At 43.3% G+C, this 18232-nt stretch carries 18 protein-coding genes; 2 read left to right on the top strand and 16 right to left on the bottom strand.

What is annotated here, in order from left to right; translation table 11 throughout:
• Window positions 1-70 precede the first annotated feature (70 nt).
• The 15 genes from SJY39_RS07515 to nrfB all read right to left on the bottom strand — a co-directional run bounded on the left by SJY39_RS07515 (window position 71) and on the right by nrfB (window position 14981).
• Window positions 71-724, bottom strand: a complete 654-nt coding sequence (locus SJY39_RS07515; RefSeq protein ID WP_010438163.1) for an MBL fold metallo-hydrolase — start codon at window positions 722-724, stop codon at window positions 71-73.
• A gap of 99 nt (window positions 725-823) precedes the next feature.
• The gene (locus tag SJY39_RS07510) at window positions 824-1372 is read right to left on the bottom strand and encodes a YcbK family protein (protein WP_010438161.1); all 549 of its coding nucleotides are present in this window, start codon (window positions 1370-1372) and stop codon (window positions 824-826) included.
• A gap of 199 nt (window positions 1373-1571) precedes the next feature.
• The gene (locus SJY39_RS07505; protein ID WP_016792956.1) at window positions 1572-3110 is read right to left on the bottom strand and encodes a murein L,D-transpeptidase; all 1539 of its coding nucleotides are present in this window, start codon (window positions 3108-3110) and stop codon (window positions 1572-1574) included.
• An 81-nt stretch (window positions 3111-3191) separates the two neighbouring features.
• Window positions 3192-4280 carry a DUF1513 domain-containing protein gene (locus tag SJY39_RS07500; RefSeq protein WP_016769288.1) on the bottom strand — a complete coding sequence of 363 codons (1089 nt, stop codon included), beginning with the start codon at window positions 4278-4280 and terminating at the stop codon, window positions 3192-3194.
• Window positions 4270-5331, bottom strand: coding sequence for an imelysin family protein (locus SJY39_RS07495; RefSeq protein WP_010438154.1), 1062 nt, complete (start codon window positions 5329-5331; stop codon window positions 4270-4272). The genes SJY39_RS07500 and SJY39_RS07495 overlap by 11 nt, the downstream gene beginning before the upstream one ends.
• Before the next feature lie 140 nt (window positions 5332-5471).
• Complete coding sequence (locus SJY39_RS07490; RefSeq protein WP_010438153.1) at window positions 5472-6860, bottom strand: di-heme oxidoredictase family protein; 1389 nt, start codon at window positions 6858-6860, stop codon at window positions 5472-5474.
• 270 nt (window positions 6861-7130) lie between these two features.
• A complete protein-coding gene (locus SJY39_RS07485) occupies window positions 7131-8390 on the bottom strand; it encodes an imelysin family protein (protein ID WP_016769290.1) in 1260 nt (419 codons plus the stop codon).
• Window positions 8391-8566: 176 nt separating this feature from the next.
• A complete protein-coding gene (ribA, locus tag SJY39_RS07480; protein ID WP_009848836.1) occupies window positions 8567-9163 on the bottom strand; it encodes a GTP cyclohydrolase II in 597 nt (198 codons plus the stop codon).
• Window positions 9164-9411: 248 nt separating this feature from the next.
• Window positions 9412-9588 (bottom strand): hypothetical protein, encoded by a 177-nt coding sequence (locus SJY39_RS07475; protein WP_010438149.1) that lies wholly within the window; start codon window positions 9586-9588, stop codon window positions 9412-9414.
• An 89-nt stretch (window positions 9589-9677) separates the two neighbouring features.
• Complete coding sequence (nrfF, locus tag SJY39_RS07470; protein ID WP_016788537.1) at window positions 9678-10118, bottom strand: heme lyase NrfEFG subunit NrfF; 441 nt, start codon at window positions 10116-10118, stop codon at window positions 9678-9680.
• The gene (locus SJY39_RS07465) at window positions 10115-10669 is read right to left on the bottom strand and encodes a DsbE family thiol:disulfide interchange protein (RefSeq protein WP_010438146.1); all 555 of its coding nucleotides are present in this window, start codon (window positions 10667-10669) and stop codon (window positions 10115-10117) included. The genes nrfF and SJY39_RS07465 overlap by 4 nt, the downstream gene beginning before the upstream one ends.
• Complete coding sequence (locus tag SJY39_RS07460) at window positions 10650-12572, bottom strand: heme lyase CcmF/NrfE family subunit (protein ID WP_016790981.1); 1923 nt, start codon at window positions 12570-12572, stop codon at window positions 10650-10652. The genes SJY39_RS07465 and SJY39_RS07460 overlap by 20 nt, the downstream gene beginning before the upstream one ends.
• A 157-nt stretch (window positions 12573-12729) precedes the next feature.
• Entirely contained in the window at window positions 12730-13704 is a 975-nt protein-coding gene (gene nrfD, locus SJY39_RS07455; RefSeq protein ID WP_016791333.1) for a cytochrome c nitrite reductase subunit NrfD, read from the bottom strand.
• Between the two features lie 2 nt (window positions 13705-13706).
• Window positions 13707-14393 (bottom strand): cytochrome c nitrite reductase Fe-S protein, encoded by a 687-nt coding sequence (gene nrfC / locus SJY39_RS07450; RefSeq protein ID WP_010438136.1) that lies wholly within the window; start codon window positions 14391-14393, stop codon window positions 13707-13709.
• A gap of 3 nt (window positions 14394-14396) precedes the next feature.
• Window positions 14397-14981 carry a cytochrome c nitrite reductase pentaheme subunit gene (nrfB, locus tag SJY39_RS07445; RefSeq protein WP_010438133.1) on the bottom strand — a complete coding sequence of 195 codons (585 nt, stop codon included), beginning with the start codon at window positions 14979-14981 and terminating at the stop codon, window positions 14397-14399.
• A 481-nt stretch (window positions 14982-15462) separates the two neighbouring features.
• On the opposite strand from nrfB, the gene nrfA reads away from it, so the two are divergent.
• Together nrfA and SJY39_RS07435 are read left to right on the top strand one after the other, a co-directional pair.
• Complete coding sequence (nrfA, locus tag SJY39_RS07440) at window positions 15463-16893, top strand: ammonia-forming nitrite reductase cytochrome c552 subunit (RefSeq protein ID WP_010438130.1); 1431 nt, start codon at window positions 15463-15465, stop codon at window positions 16891-16893.
• 145 nt (window positions 16894-17038) lie between these two features.
• Window positions 17039-17383, top strand: a complete 345-nt coding sequence (locus SJY39_RS07435) for a rhodanese-like domain-containing protein (RefSeq protein ID WP_010438127.1) — start codon at window positions 17039-17041, stop codon at window positions 17381-17383.
• 105 nt (window positions 17384-17488) lie between these two features.
• Here the strand turns inward: SJY39_RS07435 and SJY39_RS07430 are convergent, their stop codons facing one another.
• On the bottom strand, window positions 17489-18118 hold the full coding sequence (locus SJY39_RS07430; protein ID WP_010438125.1) for a tetratricopeptide repeat protein: 630 nt from the start codon (window positions 18116-18118) through the stop codon (window positions 17489-17491).
• Window positions 18119-18232: the final 114 nt, after the last annotated feature.

Here is an 18232-nt window from a genome sequence, read left to right as displayed (position 1 = left end):
TCAAACAAAAGCTAAGCTTCATTTCAATCAACCGCAACACGAATGATCGGCGTGCTAATCACAGACTTAATTAATATAGTGGCATTTCATCGGCTACGAATGGGTTTGATGCGCGCTCACGACCAAATGTAGACTCAGGACCATGACCCGGTACAAATGTCACATCACTGCCTAATGGCCAAAGCTTAGTCTTGATTGAAGCAATCAGCGTATTGAAATCGCCTTGAGGGAAGTCAGTTCGGCCAATTGCGCCATTGAACAATACATCACCCACAAACGCTAAACGAGCTTGCTCACTGAATAGCACGACGTGACCCGGTGTATGACCCGGCGTATGGATCACATCAATCACTTGGTTACCAAAAGTGACTTTGTCACCCTCTTCTAACCATGTGTTTGGTTCAAAAGCTTTGCACAGTGGGAAACCAAACATTTGACTTTGGTTCTCTAAACCTTGAAGCCAAAAGTTGTCCGCCTTATGTGGACCAACAATGTTCACCTTCAAGATTTCAGCAAGTGGTACTGTTCCACCTACATGGTCTAGGTGACCGTGAGTCAATACCAAGTTCACCACTTTAACACCTAACTCTTCGATGATAGCAGCCAGTTGCTGAACATCACCACCCGGATCGACAACGATGCCTTCCATTGTCTCATCACACCACACAATTGAGCAGTTTTGAGAGAAAGAGGTAACAGGAACAACTTGATACTTAAGAGACATATACAAACCTTAGAGGGCAAACTGAAATTTGGGCAAACTATGACATTGGATGTCTACTTTGACAAGTACCTAGCATTCGCTCGCAAATTCAGCTTAACGTTACCAACTGCGTACAGGACCTGTGTCAATATGGATAAAGTTGCTACGCGCATAATAACCGACACCACCCGCGTTCAGGCTTTTGGCTACGTCTCTTAATTCTTTTAGGTTAACGCCATCAATACGGAAATCGATCGCTTTACCCAACATGTGATAACTCTTTTTTGCGACACCATTCGAGTTTGCTCGCAGTGCTTCATTGGTCGCCGGCGAACGGTAACCAGAGATAATTTGAACTTCTTTTTGAATACCTAGAACATTTTGAATCTGAGTGATCTGGTCAAACAAATTCTTGTCCATCGGGTGAATCTCATTGCGGCGGAAGTCACGGCACAATTTGCTTAGGCGAGCCATCTCATCACCAACATAGTTCGTGCCATCAAAATAGCAGGTCTCCAACCTTTCACCAGTGTGAAGATTGTTCATGCTGATCGTTCTAGGCTGATCTGGGTATGAAGCAAAAGCGATAGAAGGTGTGATTGAGGCGACAACAGCAGTACCACCAGCGTAAGTCAGAAACTGACGGCGAGAAAATAAACTTTGAGACATACAGCAAAAAAACCAATTATATCGAACGAAAAATGCACGATACATAATGAAAATTGCTGCGTCAACGTACGAAAAGCACCCAAAACGTTAGTATTTGTAACCTTTGTGCGGTTAGTTATTGATACACATTATAATTTTATCAATAGAAGCTTGGTTGTCATTTTTCGGTCAAGATCACCATTGTTGATTTCGCCGTTTGTTAACCACCCGCTTTATCGTACTGGTAAATATCACCACGGTACTGAATGCCCTCTTCTTCAAACAATACAGTTTGATAGATAATATGCACTGGAATTCTCTTCTTGAGTCGAACCTTGGTATTAGGTGCTAAGTCACCGCCTTGATTAGGAACCTTTCTAACCTTAGTCGCAAATAGCAATTCAGCCAATTGTTCGGCATGTTCGACTCTTATACAACCTGAGCTATAAGCACGAAAGTCATCATTAAACAGGCCTTTACTTGGCGTATCATGTAGATATATCGCACGTTTATTGGGGGTGTTGAATTTATACAAACCCAATGCATTTCGAGAGCCCGCCTGTTGACGCATGCGATATGGGAACGAGTTGAAATTAATGGTTTGCCAATCAATCTCGGTGGTATCGACAGTTTCCATAGAACGCCAACCATCAATCACTTGGAAGTTATGGGTTTCAAGGTAGCTTTCATCGGCTTTCACCTTAGGCAAGATGTCTTTCACCATTATTTTCCATGGCACATTCCAAGTTGGGTTTAAGATCACCGAATCTAGATTTATCTCTAAAAGCGGTGTTTTTCGCGACTTTCTGCCCACGACGACTTTGGACTCAAATACCTCTTCACCATCTTCCCAGTACTTCATATCAAAACTAGGTACATTGACGACGATGAGAGAATCTCTATCTCTTGGCCACAAACGAACGCGCTCTGCATTCAACGCTAATGAATTCAATCGATCATCAAAACTCATGTTGATCCATTTGATCGTGTCAGGCCCTATAATCCCATCAGCTGTCAGGCCATGCATGTGTTGAAAGGACTTAATCGCTTTTTGCAAATCTCGATCGAACACTGGAAGATCAACAGCCACCATTGATGTGTCTACACCCACCAGAGCGATACGTTCTACAAGCGCTACTTTATCTGAAAGATCGTCACCTAAACGTTTCAAACCTTCCTGTCTATATCGCTCGATATTAAGCTCGGATGCAGTTTCTAACACTGAATAGGTCGCCTTGAATTGATCAAAATTCCCAACAGGCGGCGCGTAAGACAGCACCATCTCCAATAAATAATCATTGGCGACGCTGCTCTTTAATCTCATCAAAATATGAGGAGAAGGTGCAGGTAATTTGGAGTGTAGCTTGCCTGAGAAGTACCACTCTTTACCGACCAGTGGCGCATTTTCTACGTAACTCAAGTAATAAATAAAGGTATCGGTCAATAATATGTCCAACTCTTTCCATTGGCGTTGGGCTTGGTATTGACGAATTTGCTTGAGTTGACGCTCAAAGAGCGGTGCCATTTGGGCTTGTTCTAGAAGCGACAATTGGAACTCAAATGCTTTAACAAGTTCAGGAGAGTCCCAAAGAATAGGAAGAGAAGAGTCTTGATAAATACTCTGGGTTAGCTCTGGATAAATGAGCATGGAAGAGAGTTCTGAATCAGCCGGAATAAATCCGCTCTCGTCAGAACTCGTATAGCTCCACGCATGCACAGAGACTAACACCAATAATCCAAAGAAGTACTTCGCTAACATGCTTAACTCCATCACCAACAATCTCATAAGTATGGCAAAGAAATTGGAGTAAGCATGTTATTTTTTAAGGAGTTTTATAAATCAAATTGCACTCCAGTGATTATCCCACTGAATAGATGATTGCTGAATTGATTTTTCATAAGGCTTTCGTTGGCTCACCACACTACCCGCTCCAGAGCTCAATCTAAACTCACCATCAAGCAGCACAGCGCCAGAAGCATCTGATAAAGCAGATAGTTCTACGAGTTCTTTAGTGTCTTTAGACCAAATACCGTAGCAGTTTCCTCTTGGCGAGGTCGCAATAATCCAATCATCTGACGCCGCAATACTCGCGATGTAGTGATTGAACCTTGCCCATTGTTCTGGCTCCGCGTTCAGTGATTCAAATCGTCCACCTTTAGTGTGCATCGCTAAAAGTGAAGGATACTCATCGGGCTCGCCACGATATTGCTGGCCACATAGTACGGTTTCAGCGCCATCATGCGCTAAGTGTCGAATGCTCAGCTTCTTGTCCAGCAATTCAACCTGCTCAAGTAGCACGCCTTCAGGTGAAACATAGCTCAAACTCGGTTGCATCGAATCAAGGTTTTTCGGTGTTCTACCGTCAGTATGAACGCCACCAACACCGATTGCGAGGTTACCGTCAGGCATGATGATGACTTCATGAGGTCCAATGCCAAAACCGGTAAATTCTTCAACTTTACGATACCCTTGCGCGACATCGTAAACGCCAATCACACCTTGGCTGCTGTCAGTTTTACCTTCAGTGGCATACAGTAATTTGCCATCTAATGAATAAATGCCATGACCATAAAAGTGACGATTACGCCCCTTAACGACCATTTTGATTTGTTCACCCTTTTTATAGTCAAACACCATAAAATAATCACCAGGACGACGAGCAAAAACCACCGCATGTGATTGAGTTGGGCAAATAGCGACGCCATGACCACGATCGGGAATCGGCAGCTGGCTCAATGGCATCCCATATTCATCAGCCACAACGGCTGAATATTGGCCTCGTCCATTAAGCGCACAACCGATTAATTGAGGCTCATTAGATGAACTCACGACATTAGAGAGACTAGTACACCCAAATGGAAATACAGGAACCGCTGCACAACCTAGTGCAGCCTTAAGTAAACTTCTTCGTGTAGTATCAGTCACCATCGGTAGCATTAAATCCTATTACCACGCCAAGCTCTATCGCCACTTCTTCATGAATCAGGTACTTCAAACGTTCTAGTTTATTGTATTGAGTCAGTACTTCTCGGTAACCTTCTTTGCTCTGTAGCAGAGTAAACAGGCTTGATTCTGTAGGCCAAGTATCTAGCGTTAGCGTGAACTGGGCAGCAACACGATCAGCAAGATCGTTTAAGCCCTTCTCTCTCAATAAACCATCAAGACCATTACCATCTGCGAGGTAAAGCTTCTCAAGCGCAGCAACATTCGCCTTTAGCTGAATCATTGAGGTTTGTGCGCGCCACGACTCAGAGAAATATGGTCGCGGGTGGCCAATCTTAGCCATTGGGCGACTCAGCTTTTTCATGCTGTAATCAAGTTGGTTGGTCAATAAAGCGATGTATTCCGACTCCCAGCGCATCTCGTCCAGTGCTAGCCAAGGGTTAACCTGCCAGGCCTCAGCAATAGAGGTAGACTTCACAGCCAAGTTTTGTGCGATAGCTTGTGAAGATAGACAACCTGAAGCTTTGTCTTGAAGCAGTGGAGATTGCTCGTCATACAGAGACCACTCTAAGGCACCAAGTCCTTGAACAGTAACACTCTGCTGTGCGATTTCGTCTTGTGACCAAGCTTTCTCTTGCTGAGTCAGCTGACGCATTTTTAAGCCTGTGGTGTTCTTTTTGTCTGGCCAAAACTGAACATTCCAGCTCTCTTCCAGTGCCGCTATTGGGCCTCTTTCTTGACCTTGCAGTGCCATCCAGCTGTTCATCGTGAGCTGCCACTGATTTTTCAAAGCATCCAGCTCAACATTGTTGGTTTCACAGTAACCTTGCATCAAGACTTCCAGTTCACTGGCTTGCCTAGCGAATAGGACGGCTGAATCAAACTCTTGTTGGTACACGCTACGACTGATGTGAGCGGTCATGTCTGCTTGATAAGAAACACCGTTAACCTCAGATGAAGCCGTTTGCTCACCCGATGATTGGCAGCCTGCCATGATTAATACCGACAAAGGCATTAACAAAAATTTATGTGTCATGCTGTTACCTTACTTCCTAGTTTTTCTTTTAATTATATGAATTCAATAAATATGAAACGACCGCTGAGCTCGTATTACTACAAGTTCAGCGGTAGTATGTTTTGGCTAACTCGCCGTTGAGGCGCTAAGCTTAAGACTGCCTATAGCGAGTTCAAAAATGCCAGTAGTGCTTCGCGCTCAGTCGCATTCAAAGACAGAACCTTCTGTTTCGCCATCTCAGCTTCACCACCGTGCCAAAGCACCGCTTCCATAACATTTCTTGCACGACCGTCATGAAGTAAGAAGGTGTGACCATTCACTTCTTTGGTATAACCGAGCCCCCACAATGGTGTTGTACGCCACTCTTGGCCGCTTGCTAAATACTCAGGGCGATGATCCGCTAAGCCTTCACCCATATCGTGCAGCAGCATATCGGTGTATGGACTAATTAACTGATTAGATAACGCAGGCAAACCTTCACGCTCACCCGTACGAATTTCAGATTGGTGACAACTTTGGCAACCAATATCTTTAAACAGTTTTTTACCTTGAACAACCATAGGGTTCCCAACGTTACGGCGAATAGGTACAGCCAAATGCTGTGAGTAAAACTCAACAAAATCTAGAATGTTATCGCTAACTTCTGGATCCCCCCCATTTGGAAAATCATTACAAGTTGATTGTACTGATGTACAGTTCTCATTAGGGAACAGGCGGCTCGTTAAGCCCAAATCACCATTGAATGCCGCAGCATTTTGTTGCATCAGATTTGGCTGTCCTGCTTTCCAACCAAAACGACCTAAGGTTATTTCGTTGGTTTGAACATCCAGAACGTAGTTAGCCTTACCCGACACGCCTTGCTTATCAGCTAATTGCTGCTCAGAAAATCCAAGAATCGTTTCTTTTGAAATGCTCTCAAGCAGACCAAGGCCAATCATTGGCGGCGCAACTCGAGCAGAAAATTCAGTTTTAGGATGCATCTCGCCGAAGGCAAGATCCGTAATCTTTAAAGTAGGTTTACGTAGGGTAACGACGGTGCCGTCTTTGAATTCAACAGGAACATCCTTGTAGCTAATGTTTACTTGGCCCTCCGGTTTTACCCCTTGAAGAGCGAAATCTTGTAGCTGGCCGCCGTAGGTCGGTTCAGGAATACCACCATCACGAATAAAGGCTTGTCTTTGCTCTGGTGTTTCAGCGGGAATACTCAAGCGAACCAACATCGAAACCGCGTTCTCATCACCTTTTTCAGGTGCATGACCACGGCCATCTTTGATGTGACAATTTTGACAGCCGTTTGTGTTAAATAGTGGGCCAAGGCCATCGCGTGCATCAGTCGATGACGGAGCGGGTACCCAAGGGTTTCTAAAGAAGCTATTACCTACACTGAAATCTAAGCGTTTACTCATTGGTAAATTGGCAGCAGGAAGAGAAAAAGCATTCGCTCCCTCTTTCTTTACGGTAGTTTTACCACCAGAGTAGGTTTCATGGGCGTGTAATGGAGATAAGAAAAACAGTGCGGTTAATAGTGAGGCTGATAGATACGACTTCATACATTGCCTTGCTGTGTTTTGATTTTAGTTTTTATTAGGGAATAACTTTCTTGAGTAGCAAACAATTAAGGGCTCAATGAGAGCCCCTACATTGGTTCTATACCAATCACAGTAAGTGATCAGAAATAGCGTAAGAAAAAGGCTTGAGAACAAGGCGTGATTTTCTGATAAGTAGTTATTCTACAATCAAAAATTACAACGCCGTTATCGAGCGTTTTAACTAGCTAGGCTGACCAGTTATTTACTACGATTGGTATTAACCTCGGGTTCTTAGAACTCGTGATCAGCCGTGTCTGGGTTTAGGCTATCAATGCCAATAACACCAGCAGCGCGTTCGATTGCAGCGGTTTGAGATACTAGCGCAACAATTGTTTTGTTCACTAATGCGTTACCCGCAGCGTTGTCGGCAGCGATTAGCTGATCGAAATGCTGGTTGTTTTTCTCTGCAGACGTTACTAATTCACCTACTTGTGCACGTGCTAAGTCAAACTGCTTTTGGATCTCTTTCGCAGCTTGCTCATCTTTTTGCTCTACTAGGTCAAACAGGCTTGGACCTGAAAGTAGAGTACCGTCTTCACGCTTGTATAGGCCCGTGTAAACGTTGTAGATGCCTTGCTCGTTGTAGTAGTGAGAGTTGTGAGTGTTATCAGAGAAACAATCGTGCTCGTCTTCAGTAGAGTTAGCTTCTAAAGCCACCTTCATACGCTCACCCGCTAGCTCACCTAGAGATAGTGAGCCCATTCCAAATAGCATTTTACGCAAACCGTTTTCGCTAGATTCAGCAAGAAGTTCTTGACGGTAGTTGCCTTTCTCGCCTTCAGCCCACTGCTTTTCCATCCACTCTAGATCTTGGATAAGGAGTTCAGCTGATGCTTTTAGGTATGCGCCACGACGGTCACAGTTGCCGTTTGTACATTCAGCACCAACAACAAAATCAGTATAAGCACGCTGACCTGCACCGCTGTTTGTGCCGTTCAAATCTTGACCCCAAAGTAGGAATTCAATTGCGTGATAACCAGACGCTACGTTTGCTTCAGAACCACCGATCTCGTTAAGGTCTGCAATTAGCTCAGGAGTGATGTTCGTTGCATCAACGGTAGTCTGACCAATTTGGAAAGTCTTGTTCGCAACGATGTTTGCGCTTGCGCCTTCGTTACCAAGTTCATATTGGTAATCCGAAGATACGTAATCGATCAAACCTTCATCAAGTGGCCATGCGTTTAATTGACCTTCCCAATCATCAACAACAGCGTTACCGAATCGGAATACTTCTGATTGCTGGTAAGGTACGCGAGACTCAAGCCAAGCTTGTTTTACTTGTTCGAAATTGCCAGCAGAAGGAGAAGCTAAGAAGGTATCAATAGAAGAATTCAACGCTTTTGCTGTAATTACTGAATCAGCGAACACCGCATGAGCAATATCTGCGTAGTGTTCTACAACTTGATCTTGAGTTACTGCAGCGAAAGTAGAAGCCGAGGCAAAAATGAGTGACGAAGTTACCGCTTTTGTCACTAAAGATTTAATGGTCATGAAGCATCCTTGTTGAGCTTTAAATTATTATTCGTAGTAATAGTGCAAACCATTATCATTTACACTACGGATTTGAATAATACAAACTTACAATTTTATTGCAAGATAAATACAAAAAAACCTCACATGAGTGAGGTCTTTAAACATTTTTGTGTTAGGCGCAACAAGTCAATGGATTAGATATCCAGGTTGTGCTTACCGTGTGAGACTTTCGCCTTCAGATAGCTTTCGTTACCTGATTTGATATGAGCAGACGTGTTCACTACTTCTTCAATTTCAATACCAAAAGATTTCAATTCATTGATTTTCTTAGGGTTATTGGTCACCAAGCGGATTTTGGTCGTACCTAAAGCACGTAGCATTTCAGCTGCTTCAGTAAAATCGCGTAAGTCATCACCAAAACCTAAGTGGTTGTTGGCTTCGTAGGTGTTCATACCTTCACTTTGAAGGCGGTATGCATCGATTTTGTTGTACAAACCAATACCGCGGCCTTCTTGACGAAGATAAAGAATCACTCCGCCCGTTTCGCCCATAATTCTTATAGTTTCGTCTAGCTGCTCGCCACAGTCACAGCGAGAAGAATGGAATACATCACCAGTAAGACACTCAGAGTGCATACGAACAAGAGGTATGTCTTGTGTCTTATCTGCTGACTTAAATATCACAGCAACATGCTCTTTATCTGTTTTCAACCCATGAAAAGACAGAAGTTCAGCATCAATGCTGCTTGTTACCCCTACTTTGAAATCTATTCTGGCACGTACTTCCGCCATAGCTATACTCACTTGAAAATTCTATGTATTTAACAACACTACGCTATATGTCTAGGCAATATTTTGTAGCGAACTATCTAATGATAGACACTATGAGGCTGTTAACAATTTTTTTCAAGGTCGACCACGCACAAATTGTTATATTATAACAATTATTTTTCAAGCAACAAAAAACCCCACATTGGGATGACCAACATGGGGTTATAAATTTATCTGGTGCGGCTAAGGCGATACTTTTTACAGCACGATCAACTTACTTGGGTTTGCTTCCAGATGACAAGTTGCACCCAAGCATTCTCAAGTTCAGTCAGTTCTTCCTGCGTAAGCGTAGAAATGCTCGATTTAGCACTGTATTTTTTTGCCCATTTGTCAGATCGGACATGAGTATAGAACTCTTTCTTTAAATTTGAGATTACGTTGTCCACAGATACATCCTTATATAACAGTGCTTAGCCTTTATAATCCTTTAATGTTACAAAATACAGGTCAATTCGTAAACAGTAATACATAATTTTTATGAGCTCTTTCTAACGCTTTTTATTGATAAATATATAAATAGAAAAAAAAGAACACTTGGCATCAACCAGAGCAATAAGTTAGAGGTGTTCATTGCTGGTTTATAAAGCACAAATTCACCAAACCTTTCCGTCATATATTGAGTAATTTCATTATTACTATGCCCTGCTTTCACCATATTGAACACAATAAGGCGTAAGTCTTTTGCTATCGGTGAGTTGGATTCAATCAGATTTTGGTTTTGACATTGTGGACAGCGTAACGTTTTCGCCAAGCTGATAGCACGTTGCTGTTGTTCTGGGTTTTCAAACTCAAACAGTTCAACTTGAATACTCGTATCTTTATTACTGGCAGTAAACAACTCTTCAGCCATGGTAGGAAGGCTAATCACTACAAGAGCTGACAGCATAAACAACGTTTGTATTAGAGACTTCATCATCCATTCACACCATCAAAATACATCGCAAGTTCATCTTTCCATACCGTTTCATTAATCACGCCCAATAGCTTTTTAATGATCTGGCCATTGGCATCGACTAGATACGTTTCAGGGGTTCCAATTACGCCCAACTCTAGCGCCAGTTTACCTTGAGGATCACTGATCACTACTGAGTACGGATTGCCGTCGCTCAATAACACATTGATCGCTGTCCCTGAATTATCCCGATAATTTAGCCCAACAATTGGAATGCCTTTCTTTCGCAACTCGGTCAGAAAAGCATGTTCCGTTTTACAAATACCGCACCATGAAGCCCATACATTGACCAGTTGGTAAGGATGCTGTGTGACATCAGCGAGCGTAATTTCCTGCTGACCACTGACGCTTTCACTATTCACTAACGCAGTAGATATGAATTCTGGAAATGCCCTTTTTTGCTCTGAAACGCTGGTCGTTTGTTGCTTACTGTCAAGCGCAAAGACAAATCCCAACACCACTATTAATGCCAAGACAATGAGAGTAATTAGCTTGTTACGAACGCTGGTATGCATACTGTGCAGCCTTATCAGTTTTCTTTTTACGATGAGTCAATGAGAGTAAAGCGCCGATAATGGAGAACAACCCGCCAAACCAGATCCAGCGCGCATACGCCTTGTATTGAACACGAAATGCATAGGCTGCTGAGTCTATTTTCTCGCCCATGGTGATATACACATCGCCATGCCAGAACCATTTCATTGCGGGCTCGCTCATGTTCATCACTCGAACTTGGTAATGTCTTCTTTCAGGTGTAATGGAAAAACTTTGCTCGCCAGTTTCTAGCTTAAGTATCGCCTTCTCTGCGGTAAAATTTGAGGCGACATAAAGCTCAGTATCCCGATGAGAAAGCGTCCAACCCATGAACTCTACTTGTGTACCTGGGCTTAGTTTATAGCTGCGCTCAAACGAGTGGTAACTGTTCATTGCAGCGCCTATAGCCAAGACCGCAATACCAACATGAGCAAATGTCATCACCCAGACTTTGCGTTGGAACTTGGAACTGCGCGTTACCGCTAAGCCATAAACATGAGTAAGTAAAACCCAAAATGCGAGTGACCATGTCATCAAAACCATCACTTGTCGTTGGACTTGTTCCACTTGCCATGAATAACAAACGTAACCCAATGCCAACGACAACACAGCTAACAATAAAATAACACCTTTGGTTGCTTGAGGTTTAACGCTCAACAATGGGGCTAAACCAATCACACCAAGTGCGAGCAAAGCCAAAGGCGCAATCAGTAGGTTAAAGTAAGGCGCACCTACCGATATGTTCCCTAACCCAAGCAGTTCAAAGATCATTGGATAAAACGTACCAAACACCACAACTGTCGTTGCCAAAACAAAAATGAGCACGGCGACTAAACTCAAAAAGCTCTTACTGGCGAAACTCGTAATCGGACTTGATTCAAAAGACTCCTCTCTGATGATAAGCAGAGAAAATGAACTCACCAGCACCAGCACTAATATAAGTAGTAGTGCGATACCTTTGGTTGGGTCAACTGCAAAAGCGTGTACCGATGTAAGTACGCCAGAACGAACAATAAACGTGCCTAAGATACTCAAGCAAAATGTAATGAAAGCAAGGCTAAGAGACCACTTAAGAAGCTGTTGCTTACCCTTGGCAACGCCTAGACTATGCAGTAAAGCTGTCGAAGTAAGCCATGGCAGCAAGCTGGCATTCTCAACCGGATCCCAGAACCACCAGCCGCCCCAGCCTAATTCGTAATACGCCCACCAAGAGCCAAGAATGATCCCTGCAGTTAAAAAGATCCACGCAACAAGACACCCACTTCGGCAATGGACAACCCAATCAAATTCTATTGGATCAACCAGCAAAGCAGCAACTGCAAATGCCAGCACCACAGAAAAGCCGACATAGCCAAGGTAAAGCAATGGCGGGTGAAAAATCAGACCGACATCTTGCAACATTGGGTTAAGGTCACGCCCTTCTAGCGGCAAGATCGAATTCATTTCAAACGGATTTGATGCGAATAACGTGAACCAAGCAAATATCGCGAGCAGTAGGTTCATCACCCACAGCACTCGGCTTTGGTATTCATTCGAATAGTGTTTTTGTAAGGCGATCACGCCAGACCAGACGCTGATCGTCAGTACCCAAAACAACAAGGAACCTTCATGTCCTGCCCATACGGCCGCAAGCTTAAAAAATGAGGGTAATTGGGTATTTGAATGTTCAGCGACATAGAGAATAGAGAAGTCATCACTGACAAAGGCATAGCCAAGCAATGCGACAGAAGTGAGAGAAAAAAATGCACTTGAAAGAGAGAAACTGCGGATTAAGCCTAGATTTTGCGCCCGTTTATTTAGCATTTGATAAAACGAATGCACGCCAATAAGGCTACTGAGCACAGCAACCAACACTAAACTAAACAGCCCCAAAGAACCGACCATATCACCTCAATAAGACTCTACCGGAGCAGAGCCAAGTTAAACCGTTATTCGCTTTTATTGACCAACTAGCTCCTGTTACTCAACTAGCTTCTGTTGCTCAACGAAACGGTATCTAGTGAGCAGATGTCAATTGTCCAACATCCACTCACTAACAAACTTAAGCGAGCGTTAATTGCCCTGCGTAAAGAACAAAAGTTCGCAGCATTAATACGCCCATTAGACTTAGCGAAGTCACGGAGAAAATATACACCGAGCTATGGCGAATTGAAGTTGGTGTCACTGCATTCAACAACAATGGTAAAACCATGCCAACACCGATGACGCCGTACCAGAACCAGTTCGCCCAGAATCCACTGCCGATTGCGTTCCAGACTGCTTGCTCACTTTGACCACCAGCGAAGATCAGCCCAGTAAAGAAAGTAATAAGAACAAACAACTCAAACATCACGACCGGGCGTTCGAATCCGTGGATCCATGAAATACTCGGGCTATGAGGTGATTCTTTAAAGACCAACACACCAAATAAAATACACGCCGCCGCACCCGAAGATAAACTCGAGAACAAGAACAAGATCGGCAGTACTGGGTTATTCAATAGTGGGAAGGTATTTAAAGCTGACAGCAAGAAGCCCGTATAAGCAGCAAGCATCAATGCGAGAACCGCTAGGAATATTTCCAAAGCATTCTCAAACACCTCTAATTTGCCAATCCAGTTACCGACAAAATCAAGTCGCCCTTTTAGCCATGCTTGATCATTCAAAAACACGACTATTTGATCTCTAAATATAATGCCGATCCAAAGGAATAGGATCACCATATATACTTGGAATAAGATCACACCCATCGACATCACAGACGTTGGATTATAGAAGATCATGATCTTCCAAAAGGATAACGGTTTTGTCAGGTGGAAAACCAAGATAAGCAGACCTGAAATGATCCCAAATGGCGCAAGAAAAGCCGTGGCCTTTAGCACACCATTATGAGCAGGATCGCCTTCAATGACCTTACGTTTTAGGTAAATGGAGATCATTACGGCACCCGCCGACATCCCCGCGAGAAATAGATAGATTGCTATAATCCAGTCCCATACCACCGTACCAGACTGAAAAGCTGCGTCCCATGCACTCATAATCAAATCTCCCCTTTTTGGTGTGGCACTTTATAGAGTTTTGGTTGAGTGCCTAGATAGGCTTTATCTCTGTAAACCACCTCGGATTGAAGTACTCGGTTTATCTCACTCTTAGGGTCATTCAAATCACCGAATGTCAGCGCTTTGGTTGGGCAAGATTCGACACAAGCCGGCAACTTCCCTTGTGCTAAATTAGTGTCTCGACAGAAGTTACACTTATCTGCGGACTTGTTTTCTGGATGGAAAAAGCGCACTTGGTATGGGCAAGCCAATAGACAATAACCACAACCGACGCACTTCTCTTGATGCACATCGACAATGCCCGTTTTTTCATCTTTGTAGGCCGCGCCTGTTGGGCAAACCATCACACAAGGTGCGTTATCACAATGCTGGCAAGAGTTACGAGTAAAACGGTAATCAACATTGGGATATTCGCCTTGGGGCTCACTCTTAATAATTTCTAAGCGCGATACACCTTCAGGTACTTTGTTTACTTCACGACATGCTTCGGTACAGGCGGTACAACCAATACAAGCGGTTTCGTCATGAATCATTCCATAACGTTTAGTGCCATCTTCTTGAACATTAGCTAGCGTCTTGCGACTTGTTACCGCCGCAGTTCCCGCTACACCTGTGGTAAAAATAACGGCACCCGCGCCTGCTAAAAAGTTTCTTCTTGAGCAACTCATAGATTACTCCTCTTCTTTCTTCTGGTTGAAGTCTGAATGGCAATCCACACACAGCTTGATGGTTTGCTTCTTATCTAAGCCCAACACCTTTGCTTCAGTCGCATGAACATCATGGCAGTTTGAACACGTTAAGTTTTGCGCGTGAACATCGTGAGTCCAACTCGCTTCGCGGAGATCATCAGGTTGGTGACAATCGATACATTGGCTATTGGCATCTAGGATTAATTTAGGGTCTAAGAAAACCTTCTCGGTTCCAGGTTGTGATTGAGCCTCACGATACTTCACCACTTTAGGTGCACCTTCACGGTGATCGGGGCTAATAGAACTATGACAGTCGGTACAATTTACTTCGCGGCCAAGCAAAGCGTGTGCACTTTCACCATGTGAACCCAATACCGTTTCTTTTGAATCTTTATGGCATTGAACACACTTGTAGTCTTTGTCGCGGATTAATTCGACTTCATGTCTTGTTGATTCTCCTACTGGCGTAACAGCAGGCTCAGCAACAGCATGAATGGAATAACCATAGAGGCAGAATGCTAGAAGGGATTTAAGCATTATGACTATGGCCAATTTAATATTGCCCATTTTATCCTTTCCTTATACCGGCATTATTTAACTCTCAACTAAATAATATTCCGGTTAAACAAAAGTACCCTTAAACGATATTATTACCGCTTAAATGATATCAATTCTTATTTTGGATAAGCCACAACGCTTTCTATTGTTAGAATATACCTCTAATTGGGTAACATGAAATTTCGACAGGTTAATTTGTGAACGCAATCACCCTATTTACATCATGGTCAATTTAGGTAATTGTTTGTTATATATGATAATAATTCTCAGTTAAATTCTAATCAATCTAACTTTAAATACCACTTTAGGGTTATATAAACTTCAGCGTGATTAAGGTCACTGTCATAAATTGATCTGGGACAATCTATATCCAACACGTAACAAAATGTGTTCAATTATGAATTAATATAAACAGGAATTCTCCAGTTCTTAATTTGAATAGCAAACTCACAACGCTTGGTATAAAAATCAGTATATTGGAGATATCACTGTGAAAAAGCATTGGATACGTAATTCGGTCACAGCACTATTAATGGTTAGCGCATCACTAGCAAGCGCGACCAGTTTTGCTGCGCCTGAACAAAAAGAAATTGGCGATCCTCGTAACGATCAGTTCGAGCAAAATCACCCAGATCAATATCATTCATGGAGACAGACGTCAGAAAGCGAAACCATTGAAGACGCACTAAAAGAAGATCCGAACATGGTTATCATGTGGGCTGGCTACGGCTTTGCAAAAGATTACAACAAGGCTCGTGGTCACTTTTATGCGATTGACGATGTACGACAAACACTTCGTACTGGCGGACCGACGGACGAAAATTCTGGCCCTATGCCAATGGCGTGTTGGAGCTGTAAGAGCCCAGATGTAGCGCGTGTTATCGAAGAGCGTGGCGAAGATGGTTACTTCGAGGGTAAATGGGCGCGTCTTGGTAACGAGATCATTAACCCTATTGGATGTTCAGACTGTCACGATACCCAAAGCGAAGGCTTCAAAAATGGTGAGCCAGCACTGAAGGTCACTCGTCCTTATGTTGAACGTGCATTTGAAGCAATTGGTAAAAAGTTTGATGAGCAAAGCCGTTTAGACCAACAAGCTTCAGTTTGTGCCCAATGTCATGTGGAATACTACTTCACCGGGCCAACCAAAGGCGTGAAATTCCCTTGGGACCAAGGTACAACCGTCGGCGATATGGAACGTTACTATGATGCGATCAACTTTAAAGATTGGACTCATAAAGTATCGAAAGCACCAATGCTGAAAGCACAGCACCCTGGTTTCGAAACATGGCGTGAAGGTATCCACGGCAAAAATAAAGTCGTCTGTGCAGACTGTCATATGCCGAAAGTGACCAAAGAAGATGGCACTGTTTATACCGACCATAAAGTGGGTAACCCATTCGACCGCTTCGAAGATACATGTGCAAACTGTCACACTCAATCGAAAGAAACCATGCGTAACATCGTTTCAAGCCGTAAAGCACAAGTTCTGAACATGAAGCTGACTGCTGAGAAGCAAATCGTAGCCGCTCACTTTGAAGCAGGTGCGGCATGGGAAGCCGGTGCGACAGAGCAAGAGATGGAGCCTATCCTACTGGATATCCGTCACGCTCAATGGCGTTGGGACTACGCTATTGCGTCTCACGGTATTCATATGCACGCACCTGAAATCGCTCTAGAAGTACTAGGTACTGCCGTTGATCGCGCAGCGGATGCTCGAACTAAAATTGTTCGTCTACTGGCGAAGAAAGGCATCACCGATCCAATCGAAATTCCAGATATCTCGACCAAAGAAGCGGCTCAAAAAGCGCTTGGAATGGACATGGATAAGATGAACGCAGAGAAACAGCACTTCTTAGACACGGTTGTTCCTAAATGGGAAGAGCAAGCTGAAAAGCGTGAAGCCAACTACGAATACTAGTTTCTTCAAATAGACCGTTAGGTAAAAACCAGTCACACTATTGTTGTGTGGCTGGTTTTTTGTTTTAAATATTCAGTGTTGGGTTTGAAGCATTCAAATCAATACGTACTTTCCAATGACCGTTTGCTAATTCAAGGAGTCAAAAATGAAGACCTTATTTTCGCTTTTAGCATTATGCATTACACTACTCAGTTCAGGCGTTAACGCATCAGAGCGCGCAGAGACAGGGTGGGAGTTGATAGAGAAAGGTGCATTAGTCATTGATGTAAGAACACCTGCAGAGTTCGAACAAGGGCATCTAGACAACGCCATCAACTACCCTCTTTCAGAAGTAGCGACTCACTTTGCTAATATTGAGAAAGACCAACCGATCGTTTTGTATTGCCGCAGTGGTAATCGCTCAGGGCAAGCTTATCAGTTCTTGCGTGATCAAGGATTTACTCAAATCCATAACGCAGGTGGTTTAACTGAAATGATCGAAAGCCAATAGATACGGAAAATAATGATTTTAGAAATTAATCACTTTAGAGTCGAATTACTTCAAAGGTAAATAGTTTCAAAATTTATTCAGGAACAACAAGCTTATTGACCAAGCCTAGCGGATCATCTCTTTGGCTTGGTTGATCGAATGAATAATCGAAACACGATCAATGCCCTTTTGATTGGAATCGAGGATTTGAGTCCACGCATCGATCGCTTGTCGATAGCGCATACTAATGAAGTGATCGGTCGCAATCAACATTAAGGCGGTACGATCGTTTGGATCAAGCTGCATCGACTGATTTAATAGCCTCTTGACCTCATCACTCATCGCCTGGGAGCTAAGGTAATAAAGTGCAGTAGCTTTAGCAGCATAAATACCAGAAGGTGCTTGAGGATCTAATCGAATCGCATAATCGTAGCAAGTGAATGCCGCATCAAACTCCCCTTTTTGCATGTACACACCACCAAGCTTAAACCACAAATCGGATTGATTTGGGTCTTGCTCAAGGCTCTGCTGAAGCTCATCTTGGAAATCTGTTGCCGTGTAGCTATCGCTATCATCTAAAGGAAATTGAGGTAACTCTTGTTTAAGCTGAAACCAGACAAGCACACTCAAAACCACAGCGATAAGCGAAATCATCGCATTGCCTTTTAAATGACGGCCATTTTTGCTCGCGGCAATAACAAACGCGATAAAAAACAGACTCATTAATAGTAAAGCAACCAACAACCAGATATCCATTCCACATCCTTTTATTTAGCTTTATCTCCTACTCTATCGCTTTCGTTCTGCCTCGTTATTGATCAAAGTTTAGCGTTCGAGATTTAGTGCTCAAACTTTTGCATAAAAGCGACA

The organism is Vibrio sp. R78045 (genome assembly GCF_042466085.1).
GTDB lineage: Bacteria > Pseudomonadota > Gammaproteobacteria > Enterobacterales > Vibrionaceae > Vibrio > Vibrio cyclitrophicus.
This window is presented reverse-complemented; position numbering and strand designations above follow the sequence as displayed.

Coding starts and splice junctions, on each gene's coding strand:
- SJY39_RS07515 (WP_010438163.1), bottom strand. CDS start 724: ATGTCTCTTAAGTATCAAGTTGTTCCTGTTACCTCTTTCTCTCAAAAC.
- SJY39_RS07510 (WP_010438161.1), bottom strand. CDS start 1,372: ATGTCTCAAAGTTTATTTTCTCGCCGTCAGTTTCTGACTTACGCTGGT.
- SJY39_RS07505 (WP_016792956.1), bottom strand. CDS start 3,110: ATGTTAGCGAAGTACTTCTTTGGATTATTGGTGTTAGTCTCTGTGCAT.
- SJY39_RS07500 (WP_016769288.1), bottom strand. CDS start 4,280: ATGGTGACTGATACTACACGAAGAAGTTTACTTAAGGCTGCACTAGGT.
- SJY39_RS07495 (WP_010438154.1), bottom strand. CDS start 5,331: ATGACACATAAATTTTTGTTAATGCCTTTGTCGGTATTAATCATGGCA.
- SJY39_RS07490 (WP_010438153.1), bottom strand. CDS start 6,860: ATGAAGTCGTATCTATCAGCCTCACTATTAACCGCACTGTTTTTCTTA.
- SJY39_RS07485 (WP_016769290.1), bottom strand. CDS start 8,390: ATGACCATTAAATCTTTAGTGACAAAAGCGGTAACTTCGTCACTCATT.
- ribA (WP_009848836.1), bottom strand. CDS start 9,163: ATGGCGGAAGTACGTGCCAGAATAGATTTCAAAGTAGGGGTAACAAGC.
- nrfF (WP_016788537.1), bottom strand. CDS start 10,118: ATGATGAAGTCTCTAATACAAACGTTGTTTATGCTGTCAGCTCTTGTA.
- SJY39_RS07465 (WP_010438146.1), bottom strand. CDS start 10,669: ATGCATACCAGCGTTCGTAACAAGCTAATTACTCTCATTGTCTTGGCA.
- SJY39_RS07460 (WP_016790981.1), bottom strand. CDS start 12,572: ATGGTCGGTTCTTTGGGGCTGTTTAGTTTAGTGTTGGTTGCTGTGCTC.
- nrfD (WP_016791333.1), bottom strand. CDS start 13,704: ATGAGTGCATGGGACGCAGCTTTTCAGTCTGGTACGGTGGTATGGGAC.
- nrfC (WP_010438136.1), bottom strand. CDS start 14,393: ATGAGTTGCTCAAGAAGAAACTTTTTAGCAGGCGCGGGTGCCGTTATT.
- nrfB (WP_010438133.1), bottom strand. CDS start 14,981: ATGGGCAATATTAAATTGGCCATAGTCATAATGCTTAAATCCCTTCTA.
- SJY39_RS07435 (WP_010438127.1), top strand. CDS start 17,039: ATGAAGACCTTATTTTCGCTTTTAGCATTATGCATTACACTACTCAGT.
- SJY39_RS07430 (WP_010438125.1), bottom strand. CDS start 18,118: ATGGATATCTGGTTGTTGGTTGCTTTACTATTAATGAGTCTGTTTTTT.